The organism is Streptomyces sp. HUAS TT7 (genome assembly GCF_051550175.1).
GTDB lineage: Bacteria > Actinomycetota > Actinomycetes > Streptomycetales > Streptomycetaceae > Streptomyces.
Window position 1 is genome coordinate 836,240 of record NZ_CP196175.1, and the last position, 11,545, is coordinate 847,784.

The following is an 11,545-nucleotide window of genomic DNA, read 5'->3' on the forward strand; positions in this document are numbered from 1 at the left end:
CAGCCCACCGGCACGCTCATGTTCACCGCACGGCGACGTCGGGCCGCCCCGAGGTCACGCCGTCCTTCTCCATCTGCTCGGCGATCTTCATCGCCTCGTCGATCAGCGTCTCCACGATCTTCGACTCCGGGACCGTCTTGATGACCTCGCCCTTCACGAAGATCTGGCCCTTGCCGTTGCCGGAGGCGACACCCAGATCCGCCTCACGCGCCTCGCCCGGACCGTTCACCACACAGCCCATCACCGCGACGCGCAGCGGAACCTCCATGCCCTCCAGGCCCGCCGTGACCTCCTCGGCCAGCTTGTACACATCCACCTGCGCCCGCCCGCACGACGGGCACGACACGATCTCCAGACGGCGCTGACGCAGGTTCAACGACTCCAGGATCTGGATACCCACCTTGATCTCCTCGGCCGGCGGGGCCGACAGGGAGACACGGATCGTGTCACCAATGCCCTCGGCAAGCAGCGCGCCGAAGGCGACGGCCGACTTGATGGTGCCCTGGAAGGCCGGACCCGCCTCGGTCACCCCCAGGTGCAGCGGGTAGTCGCACTGGGCCGCCAGCTGCCGGTAGGCGTTCACCATCACGACCGGGTCGTTGTGCTTCACCGAGATCTTGATGTCCCTGAAGCCGTGCTCCTCGAAGAGCGAGGCCTCCCACAGGGCCGACTCGACCAGCGCCTCGGGCGTCGCCCTGCCGTACTTCTTCAAAAGACGCGCGTCCAGCGAGCCCGCGTTCACACCGATCCGGATCGGCGTGCCCGCGTCCTTCGCGGCCTGCGCGATCTCCTTGACCTTGTCGTCGAACTGCTTGATGTTGCCCGGATTCACCCGCACCGCAGCACACCCGGCGTCGATCGCCGCGAACACGTACTTCGGCTGGAAGTGAATGTCCGCGATCACCGGGATCTGCGACTTCCGCGCGATCACCGCCAGCGCATCGGCATCGTCCTGCGTCGGACAGGCCACCCGCACGATCTGGCAGCCGGACGCCGTCAGCTCGGCGATCTGCTGCAACGTGGCGCCGATGTCCGACGTCCTCGTCGTGGTCATGGACTGCACCGAGACGGGTGCGTCCCCGCCGACCGCCACCGACCCGACCTGGATGCGCCGCGAGAGGCGGCGCATCGCGAGCGGCCGGGCCGGCAGCGCGGGGAGCCCCAGGGAGACCGGCTCTCCGAGGCTCACGACATCACCCGCGGTTTCCCTGGACGGTCTCGCGAACCGCCCGCAGCGACTCCTTCAGCGACCCCATGGTCGCGAGCACGGCGGTCGGCTCGTAGCCGCAGTGCGCCATGCAGTTCGCGCACCGCTCGTCCTTGCCGCGGCCGTACTTGTCCCAGTCGGTCTCCTCCACGAGCTGCCGGTACGTCGGCACGTACCCGTCGCTCATCAGGTAGCAGGGCCGCTGCCAGCCGAAGAGCGAGTAGTTGGGGATCGCCCACGCCGTGCACGGGAAGTCGGCCTTGCCCTCCAGGAAGTCCAGGAAGAGCGGCGAGTGGTTGAGCCGCCAGCGCGCCCGGTTGCCACCGGCGAACGCCTTCTTGAAGAGCTCCCTGGTCTGCTCGACGCCCAGGAAGTGCTCCTGGTCGGGGGCCTTCTCGTAGGCGTACGCGGGCGAGATCATCATCTCGTCGACCTTGAGGTCGTCGTTGAGGAAGTTGAGCACCTCGATGATGGTCTGCGGGGTGTCGGTGTTGAAGAAGGTCGAATTGGTGGTGACCCGGAAGCCGCGCCGCTTGGCCTCCTTGATCGCCTCCACCGCCTCGTCGAACACACCCTCCTTCGCCACGGACTCGTCGTGCCGCTCGCGCAGCCCGTCGATGTGCACGGCGAAGGCGAAGTACGGCGACGGCTTGAACTTCTCCAGCTTCTTGCGCATCAGAAGCGCATTGGTGCACAGGAAGACGTACTTCCTCCTGGCCACCAACTGCCGCACGATCTCATCGATCTGAGGGTGCATCAGAGGCTCGCCGCCCGCGATGGAGACCATCGGCGCACCAGATTCCAGGACCGCTCCGACGGCCTGCGCCACCGGCATCCGCTGCTTCAGGATCCCGGCCGGATGCTGGATCTTTCCGCAGCCCTCGCATTTCAGGTTGCAGGCGAAGAGCGGTTCCAGCTCGACGATCAGCGGGAACTTCTCACGCTTGCGCAACTTCTGTTCAAAGAGATAGGTCCCGACCCTGATGGACTGACGAAGCGGCATGGCCATCTGGCTCACCTCCTGGGGAGCAGCAAAGAACGGTGCCATTCAAAGAAAGCGGGAAGGACGGCACGAAGAACGCGGAAGGCTGATATTCCACCGCGCACCGTGCCAATCCGGACGAGTTCATGTTCTGGAGCGTCCACGACCACCCGTACGGCCGCAACCGGGCGCGGTCCGGCCTGCTGGGCGGCCCAGAGCGTGGCGGCGGACTCCATGTCCACCGCGATCGCCCCAGTGGTCCTCAGATCGGCCCGCTCCGGGCCCCGTACGACGTGGCCGGACCCGGTGAGCGGGCCGGTGTGGACGGTGCGGCCCGGCAGCGCCTCGGCGAGCGCCTTGGCGAGCACCTCGATGTCGGTGCACACCGTGGTGCCCCGCGGGTCGCGGGTTTCCTCGGCGACGACCAGGTCCCCGGGGTGCATCCCGGGGACGAGGCCGGCGCAGAAGCCTGAGGCGATGACCGCCGCGTCGCGCATCCGGTCCCCGCCAAGGGTCCGGACGACGGCGCGTTCGGCAGCCCTGGGGCCCATGCCGCTACGCAGCACGGTGACAGGCCCCGCCGAGCCGCCGCGGGCGCCGCGCAGCGCGAACCGCTCGATGGTGAGCGCACAGGCGATCACCAGCGGCACGGGCTGCGGGGCCTGGGGTGTGTCCATCAACTCCCCTTGGTGCTGTTGGGAGAGAACGGTTCTCCATGGACGTAGCGGCCGAGCGCGGTCAGCGGGAAGACCTGCCGGTAGAGGTGGTAGTTGATCGAGAAGTCCCGGGGGAATCCCGTGCCGGTGAAGTACGGCTCGTCCCAGGAGCCGTCCTCGCGCTGGCTCTCGGCGAGCCAGGCGATGCCGCGCTCGGCGGCCTTGCCGTCCCGCTCCCCCGCCGCAAGCAGCGCGAGCAGCGCCCAGGCGGTCTGCGAGGCAGTGGAGGGCCCGCGGCCCACCCATTCGGTCTCGCCGTAGGAGCGCAGGTCCTCGCCCCATCCGCCGTCGTCGTTCTGCACGGACTCCAGCCAGCCGACCGCGCGGCGGATCGCGGGGTGCGAGGCGGGGATCCCGGCTGCGGTCAGCGCGGGCACCACCGACCCTGTGCCGTATACGTAGTTGACACCCCAGCGCCCGAACCAGGCGCCGTTGGCCTCCTGCTCGGCGAGCAGCCACTCGATGCCGCGCCGGGTGCGCGGATCGTGCGACTTGCCCTCGTAGGCGAGCATCTCCACGACGTGTGCGGTGACGTCGGCCGACGGCGGGTCGATGACCTCGCCGAAGTCGCAGAAGGGCAGCCGGTTGGGGAAGGCACTGGTGTTGTCGGCGTCGAACGCGCCCCAGGCGCCGTTCTTCGACTGCATGCCGAGGTTCCAACGCACCCCGCGGGCGATGGCGGCGTCGACCCTGTCCTGCTGCGGGTGCTGGACGCGGCGCAGCGCCAGGATCACTTCGGCGGTGTCGTCGATGTCCGGGTAGTTGTCGTTGTGGAACTCGAACGCCCAGCCCCCAGGCGCGAGTTGGGGACGACGGACGGCCCAGTCGCCTGGCCGGGTGATCTCCTCGTCCAGCATCCAGTCGACTGCCTTGACGAGGGCGGGATGGTCGGCCGGCACGCCCGCGTCGGCCAGGGCGATGGCGGCCAGGCAGGTGTCCCACACCGGGGACTGGCAGGCCTCGATCATCCGGGCGCCGTCCTCGCGCCACACCGCGAACCGGTCCAACGACTCCAACCCGGCCCGCATGACGGGGTGTTGGAGGTCGTAGCCGAGCAGGTGCAGGGCGATCACCGAGTACACCGCGGGGGGCTGGATGCCGCCCCAGCAGCCGTCGTTCTCCTGGCGCTCGACGATCCAGCGGGCGGCGCTGCGCATCGCGGTACGGCGCAGCTTGCGGGGGGCCACCTTGTGGTAGGCGTGCAGCACCTTGTCGAGCCGCTGGAATGCGCCGTCCCAACTCGCCACCGGGGCAAGGGGTTTGACCGGATTGGGGCGCCGGGCGTCGCTGTGCAGCTCGTCGAGCGCGAAGGGGGCGGGCCGTACCGGCCGCTTGGCCGAGACCACCGTGAGCGGCACGATGGTCTGCCGGGCCCAGCAGCCGAAGTCGTAGATGTTGAGCGGGACCCACTTGGGCAGGAAGATCAGCTCGGGCGGCAGCTCGGGCAGGTCGTCCCACTTCCACCAGCCGAACAGGGCCAGCCAGATGCGGGTGAAGACCCGGGCGGCGGCGATCCCTCCGTTGGCTCTGATCCAGGCGGAAGCGCGGGCCATGTGCCCGTCCTCGGGCCGGTCTCCGGCCAGCCTGAGCGCGACGTACGCCTCGATGGTGGTGGAGAGCTCGCCGGGGCCGCCGTAGAAGGTGGCCCAGGTTCCGTCGTCGCGCTGCTCGCCCCGGATGAAGAGGGCGGCCGCCCGGAACGTCTTCTCGTCCTGGATCCCGAGGAACTGACGCAGCATCAGGTCCTCGGCGTCCATGGTGACGTTGGTCTCCAGGTCGCCCTTCCACCAGCCCTCGGCGTCCTGCCTCGCGAGCAGATGCTCGACACCGCGCTCGGCGGCCTGCCGGGCGGCGTCGAGTACCGCGTCCGCGCCGGGCGTGACCCCGGTTGTTGCACTGGCCGCGGCGGCCCGGGGCCGCGGAGCCCCGGTGCTTCCGTCGGTCGTCGCTGTCATGGCTTCCCCTTAATGCAAGTGCAGTTGCTACTTCTGCTGTGCTGGGGTCTCCGTCGGCGGGGCCCTGGCTAACGGGCCCTTCCGGCGACTGCGAGTCATATGGGAATGGCGATCATCTCTTTCGTACGACGACGAAGTCCGCGAGGGCGGTGAGCTGCGCGCGGACCTTTTCCGGCATGTCGACGGCGCCGAGCGCCTCGATCGCGATGGTGTGCTGCCTGCGGGCCTCCTGGGAGGTCCACTCGCGGCCGCCTGCCTCCTCGATCAGGGCCGCGCGGGTGGCGAACTCGGCCTCGGAGAAGCTGTCGAAGTCATTGCTCTTGGCGTCGGCGGCGAGCAGCTCGCCGAGCCGCGTGGAGGCCGGGCCGCCCGCGGCGAGTGCCGCGACGACCGGCAGCGACTTCTTGCGCTGGCGCAGGTCGCTCCAGGTCTGCTTGCCCGTGGCATCCGGGTCGCCCCAGATGCCGAGCAGGTCGTCGACGGCCTGGAAGGCGAGGCCGAGGTGGTAGCCGTACGCCTCAAGAGTGTCGGCGGTCCTGTCGTCGGCGCCGCCGAGGACCGCGCCGATGGAGACGGCGCAGGCGAGCAGCGCCCCCGTCTTGTTGCCCTCCATCTCCAGGCACTCCTCGACGGTGACCCGCTCGCGGTGCTCGTAGGAGATGTCCTGGGCCTGACCGTCGATCAACTTCCGCGTGGCGGTGGTGAGTCGGCGGGTGGCGCGGCCCGCTTCGACCGTACCGAGTTCCAGGAGCACCTCGTTGGCGAGGGCGAACAGGGCGTCGCCTACGAGGATCGCCTGCGCGGGGCCGTGCACCTTCCACACCGTGTCGCGGTGGCGGCGCTGCTCGTCGCCGTCCATGAGGTCGTCGTGCAGCAGCGAGAAGTTGTGCACAAGCTCCACGGCGACCGCACCCGGCACGCCGACCTCGGCACTGGCGCCGGCCGCCTCCGCGGAGAGCAGGGCGAGCGCGGGCCTGATGGCCTTGCCGCCGTCCCCGGCCGCCGGGCGGCCCTGGGCGTCGATCCACCCGAAGTGGTAGGCGGCGACGGTGTCCATGGGAGCCGCGAGCCGGTCGACGGCCGCGCGCAGCTCCGGAGTCGACAGCGCGCGCCCCCGCTCCAGCAGGGCGTTGACGTCCACGGTGTCCACAGCCGGATTCGCCGAAGCCGAAGGCACAGTCGGCACAGTCTCTCCTCTTGTTCCAGTACTGCTAACAGTCATGCCGCCTCCTGAAGCGGATGAACATGGGGGCGGCCGAGGGTGGAGAGAGCGGCACCGGCGGCGCTGAATCCGCTGCGCACGGCTCCCTCCATGGTCGCGGGCCAGCCGGTCGCGGTCCACGCGCCGGCCAGGTACAGGCCGTCCGCGCGGGTCCGCGCCGAGGGCCGCAGCCGTCCGACGCCGGGGGTGGGGGCGAACGTCGCTGTCCGCTCCCGGGTGACGAAGAAGTCGAGGATCTCCGCGCCGCGCGCCGCGGGCAACAGCTTTTCCAGCTCGGGGAGATACCGCGCACGCAGTTCGGCCACAGGCAGCTCGATCTCGTCCTGGGCGGCCGACTGCGAGATGGCCAGATACTGGCCCTGGCCCTTCAGCCCCGAGGAGTCCGTCCGGTCGAAGACCCACTGCACCGGGCTGCCGAGCGCGGCGAAGAAGGGCTGCCGCAACACCTTGCGGTCGTAGACGACATGGACGTTGAGGATCGGCGCGGTGCTGATGTCGAGCAGCTTGCCCTGCTCTTCGAGCGCGCCGTCGGGCAGCAGGTCGTGCGTCTCCTTCTGCGGTACGGCGAGCACGACGACCTCGGCGTCCAGTGTCTCGCCGGCCACCTCGACCTGCCAACTGCCGTTGTCCGTACGGGAGATGGCCTCGGCCTTGGTGCGCGTCTCGGTGCGCACCCCCGCCGCGTCGAGGGCCTTGCGGGCCAGCGTGTCGTGGAGTTCGCCGAGCGGCACGCGGGCCCAGCCGATGTCGGCGGCGCCCGGCTCGGAGAGCAGCCCGGTCTTGAAGACCATGGCGGCCAGGCCGAGCGAGGCGTGCGGCGCGGTGGCGTTCAGGGTCGCCACGCCCACCAGGTCCCACAGGGCCTCGATGGTGCGCGCCGACTGGCCGTGCCGGCTCAGCCACGTCGCGAAGTCCACGCCGTCCAGGGCCGGGTCGGCCGGGTCGAGCTTCTTGAGCGCGAGCGCGGCGCGCCCGACGGAGGCCCGCTCGGCGAGCGAGAGGTGCGGGTAGGTCGCGAGGCTGCGCGCCAGGTGCAGCGGTACGGGCAGCGCGTCGCGGCGCAGCCGGCCGAGCCGGGGTCCCCTGGGGTGCGCCACGTCGAGGACGGGGACGTCCAACTTGGCCTGGACCGGGGCGAGTTCGGCCCCGCCGACGCGGTCGAGGAACCACCGGTAGGCGGTGCAGCAGCGCAGGTATACGTGCTGGCCGTTGTCCACGGTGAGCTCGCCGCGCCGGAAGGAGAACGCGAGACCGCCGAGCCGCGGGCGGCCCTCGACGAGGGTCACGCCCAGGCCCGCGTCGGCGAGTTCGAGCGCCGCGGTGATTCCGGCGAGTCCGCCGCCGATCACTACGGCGCGTTTGGGCTGCGCGTCGTTCATGCGCCCTCCCCTCCGGCCGCGCCGGCGTGGTGGGCACGGCGGGCCGATGCAGTCAGGGACGCATCAAGGAGCCGGGAAGTTGCACGTCGGGCCTGCGTAATGGTGCTCAGCCCTTCGTCCGGGTGCGCGTGGTGCATCAGGCGCGCCTCCTGGCGGTCTGCCGGGAGACGTGCCGCGTGTCGAGGCCGGACAGTCCGCGTACCGCGACGTACGCCTTCTCCCGTCCGGGCAGCGAGACCCGCCCGCGCAGCACCGCTTCCGGGTCGCGCTCGATGCGGTCGAGCAGGCGCCGGTAGATGCCGGCCATGGCGGCCACGCAGGCGCCGCTGCGCCGGTCCAGCATGGGAAGGAGCCGGTAGCCCTCGGCGAACAGGGCCCGGGCGCGCCGCACTTCGAAGTGGACGAGCCCGGCGAAGTCGGAGCCGGGCGGCGGCACGGGGCTGTTGAAACCCGTAGCGCAGCCGAACTTGGCGAGGTCGTCGGAGGGCAGATAGGTCCGCCCGTTTCCGGCGTCCTCGCGAACGTCCCTGAGGATGTTGGTGAGTTGGAGCGCGAGCCCCAGCGTGTCGGCGTACTCCCCGGCGCGTTCGATGCCCGGTGCGCCTGGCTGCGTACCGAAAACGCCCAACGAGAGCCGGCCGATGGCGCCCGCGACACACCGGCAGTAGACCTTCAGGTCGTCCCACGTCTCGTAGCTCTCGCCGTGCACGTCCATGAGGACGCCGTCGATGAGCTCGTCGAGCCCGCCGAGCGGGATCGGGAACCGGCGCGCCGCGTCCGCGAGCGCGACCGCGACCGGATCCGTGTCGTCCTCGTCGACGCGACCGTCGCGGATGCGCCCGAGCAGCGCCCGGGTCTCCTCCAGGCGCACTTCCTTGGCGTCGTCGGCCAGCGTGCCGTCGCCGATGTCGTCGACCCGGCGCGAGAACGCGTACAGCGCCGACATCGCCTGCCGCTTGTCGGCCGGCAGCAGCCTGATGCCGTACGCGAAATTGCGCGCCTGCTGCCCGGTCACGGCCTCGCAGTAGCTGTATGCGGCCTGTACCGGTGCGGACACGGGTGCCTGTGCCTCCACTGTCCGGCTCACCCCTCTCTACGCGCTCTTCGCAAGACGGCTCCCACCTCGCGCATCAGCCTTGCCTTGGTGGGCTTGGGCGGTCCCGGGAGTACGTCGTGGCCGGCGGCAGCGACCGCGTCGAGCGCGGCGCGTCCTCCGGCCACGAATCCGGCCAGCAGCAGCTTGAGTCTGCCGTGGACGCTACCCACCAGAGGGGTGCCTTCATTCAGCAACGACCCGGCGCGTTCCGCTTCGAACGCGACCAGGGCACGCACCGAGGCGCTCCCGCGGGGGGCGGCCAGGTCGGCCTGCGTGACGTGGAACCGCGACATGTCCTCGGCGGGCAGATAGATCCGGTCCCGCCCGAGGTCCTCCTTCACGTCCTGGAGGTGTTCGACGATCTGCAGCGCCGTGCAGATCGCGTCGGAGCGGCGGATGCGCTCCGGGCTCGCGGTGCCGGTGATGGCGAGGACGAGCCGCCCCACGGGGTTGGCCGAAAGCTCGCAGTAGGCGAGCAGTTCCTCGTACGTCTCATAGCGTGCGACCCGCTGGTCCTGGCGGTTGGCCGCGATCAGCCCGAGGAACGGCTCGGGGGTCAGCGAGCAGCGCCGCACGGTGGGCTGCAGGGCCTTGAGGAGCGGGTGGTGCGGCGTTCCGGCGAAGACGCGGCGCAGGTCCGTCTCGAAGGCGTCGAGCACGAGGAGCCGGTCGTCCGCGTCGGCGGGGGCGACGCCGAGGTGGCGGGCGTCGGCGCCGCCGGGGGCGAGGTCGCCGTCACCGATGTCGTCGACGAGCCGGGCGAAGCCGTAGACGGCCATCAGGTCGTCGCGCCAGGCGCGCGGCAGGAAGAACGGGGCCACCGGGAAGTTCTCTTCCGTGGCCTTGTCGAGCGTGGTGCGCGAGGAGGATCCGGTGCGCACGTCCCGGACTGGGGTCACCGGGTACCGCCCGGCGCGGGAACGGCGGCCGTCCCTCGGAGCTGGAGATTTTCCGTAGCCATGGCCGTCACATCTCCCGTTCTACACCGCCGACCCAAAACATCCTATTTCGGACACGCCGCCTGACCTCCCCGGACGGGGCGACCCGTCTCGCGAGGAGCCCGGGGCGTATTACCCCACTTGCCGCGAATCAGCACCGGTACAGCTTACGTTGTACAACGGCCGACAACACGTCGGGGTGTTGCGAGCATTACAAGAACACTCCAATCCGGCCCAACCTTCCCCGCACACTGGCAACTTGACGGGATCTTGACTGTCCGACCACACCATAGGACGCGGAAGCCCCTGCCAGGGTTGATCGACAGGGGCCGCGGGTTCCGCTGTCCGCCGACTGACCAAATGTCAGCGGCCGGACTCCTTCTGGTAGGCCTTCACGACCTCGTCCGTCGGACCGTCCATGAGCAGCTCGCCGCGCTCCAGCCAGAGCACGCGGTCGCAGGTGTCCCGGATGGAGCCGATGCTGTGGCTCACCAGGAAGACGGTTCCGGCGTGCTTGCGCAGCTCCCGGATGCGCTCCTCGGAGCGGATCTGGAACTGACGGTCACCGGTGGCGAGCGCCTCGTCGATCATGAGGACGTCGTGGTCCTTGGCCGCGGCGATGGAGAACCGCAGCCGGGCCGCCATGCCGGAGGAGTACGTCCGCATCGGCAGCGAGATGAAGTCGCCCTTGTCGTTGATGCCGGAGAAGTCGACGATCTCCTCGTAGCGCTCCTTGACCTCCTCGCGCGACATGCCCATGGCGAGGCCGCCGAGGATCACATTGCGCTCGCCGGTCAGGTCGTTCATGAGCGCCGCGTTCACGCCGAGCAGCGAGGGCTGGCCGTCGGTGTAGACCCGGCCGCTCTCGGGCGGCAGCAGGCCGGCGATCGCCCGAAGGAGCGTCGACTTGCCCGAACCGTTGGAGCCGATCAGGCCGATCGCCTCGCCGCGGTACGCGGTGAACGACACGCCCTTGACCGCGTGCACTCGCCGCATGCCGCGGCCGGCGCCACCGGTCTTGTCCCTTTTGACTATGCGGCTCAGGGCGGCGGTGGCGCTGCCCTTTCCGCCGCCGCCTCCGTTGACGGTGTACACGATGTGCACGTCGTCGCAGATGACGGTCGGAATCCGCGTCTCGACCGCGATGCGGTCCTTGATGTCCTCAGCCACGGCCGTACCGCTCCTCAGCCTTCCAGAAGTACACGAAGCCCAGCCCACCGACGACGACCGCCCAGCCGGCCGCGAGGGCCCACACGTGCGGGGGCAGCGAGTGGCCGCCGTAGCCGTCCATCAGGGCGTAGCGCGCCAGGTCCATGTAGACCGCGGCGGGGTTGCACTGAAGGATGTCCTTCAGCCAGTGCGGTTTGCCCTTGAGCACGGTGCTGAGGCTGAACATCACGCCGGACGAGTACATCCACGTACGCATGATGAACGGCATCAGCTGTGCGAGGTCCGGCGTCTTCGAGCCGAGCCGCGCGAAGATCAGCGCCAGGCCGGTGTTGAACACGAACTGCAGCGCGAGCACCGGGATGATCAGCGGCCAGGTCATGCTCGGCATGAAGCCGGAGGACACGACCACGATCATCAGGACGATCATCGAGAAGAGCAGCTGCTGGAGCTGCTGCAGCGCGAAGGAGACGGGCAGCGAGGCACGCGGGAAGTGCAGGGCCCGCACCAGACCGAGGTTGCCCGAGATCGCCCGCACGCCCGCCATCAGCGAGTTCTGCGTGAAGGTGAAGAGGAACACGCCGGTGACCAGGAACGGGATGTACGCGTCCGAGTCGATGCCCCGCTTCGCGTTCATCAGGACGCCGAAGATGAAGTAGTAGACCAGCGCGTTCAGCAGGGGCGTCGCCACCTGCCAGATCTGGCCGAGCTTCGCCTCGCTGTACTGGGCGGTCAGCTTGGCCGACGAGAACGACAGGATGAAGTGGCGCCGGCCCCACAGCTGCTTGATGTAAGCGGTGAGCCCGGGCCGGGCTCCGCTCACCGACAGCCCGTGCTTGGCGGCGAGCTCCGCCGGGGACAGGGTTGTGTCACTCACAAGTGA

At 69.9% G+C, this 11,545-nt stretch carries 10 protein-coding genes; all 10 read right to left on the minus strand.

Annotated features, from left to right (window positions below):
• Positions 1-22 precede the first annotated feature (22 nt).
• Entirely contained in the window at positions 23-1,129 is a 1,107-nt protein-coding gene (gene ispG / locus ACSHXC_RS04010) for a flavodoxin-dependent (E)-4-hydroxy-3-methylbut-2-enyl-diphosphate synthase (protein ID WP_438296420.1), read from the minus strand.
• Between the two features lie 64 nt (positions 1,130-1,193).
• Positions 1,194-2,216: an adenosyl-hopene transferase HpnH gene (gene hpnH, locus ACSHXC_RS04015; RefSeq protein WP_438290196.1), complete on the minus strand. Its 1,023-nt coding sequence runs from the start codon at positions 2,214-2,216 to the stop codon at positions 1,194-1,196.
• A gap of 5 nt (positions 2,217-2,221) precedes the next feature.
• Positions 2,222-2,866 carry a phosphorylase family protein gene (locus ACSHXC_RS04020; protein ID WP_438290197.1) on the minus strand — a complete coding sequence of 215 codons (645 nt, stop codon included), beginning with the start codon at positions 2,864-2,866 and terminating at the stop codon, positions 2,222-2,224.
• The gene (gene shc, locus ACSHXC_RS04025) at positions 2,866-4,860 is read right to left on the minus strand and encodes a squalene--hopene cyclase (RefSeq protein WP_438290198.1); all 1,995 of its coding nucleotides are present in this window, start codon (positions 4,858-4,860) and stop codon (positions 2,866-2,868) included. The genes ACSHXC_RS04020 and shc overlap by 1 nt, the downstream gene beginning before the upstream one ends.
• 112 nt (positions 4,861-4,972) lie before the next feature.
• The gene (locus ACSHXC_RS04030) at positions 4,973-6,082 is read right to left on the minus strand and encodes a polyprenyl synthetase family protein (protein ID WP_438290199.1); all 1,110 of its coding nucleotides are present in this window, start codon (positions 6,080-6,082) and stop codon (positions 4,973-4,975) included.
• The gene (gene hpnE, locus ACSHXC_RS04035; protein ID WP_438290200.1) at positions 6,079-7,461 is read right to left on the minus strand and encodes a hydroxysqualene dehydroxylase HpnE; all 1,383 of its coding nucleotides are present in this window, start codon (positions 7,459-7,461) and stop codon (positions 6,079-6,081) included. Before hpnE ends, ACSHXC_RS04030 begins: the two co-directional genes overlap by 4 nt.
• A gap of 136 nt (positions 7,462-7,597) precedes the next feature.
• Entirely contained in the window at positions 7,598-8,548 is a 951-nt protein-coding gene (gene hpnD / locus ACSHXC_RS04040; protein WP_438290201.1) for a presqualene diphosphate synthase HpnD, read from the minus strand.
• A complete protein-coding gene (gene hpnC, locus ACSHXC_RS04045) occupies positions 8,545-9,438 on the minus strand; it encodes a squalene synthase HpnC (RefSeq protein ID WP_438290202.1) in 894 nt (297 codons plus the stop codon). The genes hpnD and hpnC overlap by 4 nt, the downstream gene beginning before the upstream one ends.
• A gap of 420 nt (positions 9,439-9,858) precedes the next feature.
• Positions 9,859-10,665 (minus strand): ABC transporter ATP-binding protein, encoded by an 807-nt coding sequence (locus ACSHXC_RS04050; protein WP_344379615.1) that lies wholly within the window; start codon positions 10,663-10,665, stop codon positions 9,859-9,861.
• Positions 10,658-11,539, minus strand: a complete 882-nt coding sequence (locus ACSHXC_RS04055; protein WP_438290203.1) for an ABC transporter permease — start codon at positions 11,537-11,539, stop codon at positions 10,658-10,660. The genes ACSHXC_RS04050 and ACSHXC_RS04055 overlap by 8 nt, the downstream gene beginning before the upstream one ends.
• Between the last annotated feature and the right edge of the window lie 6 nt (positions 11,540-11,545).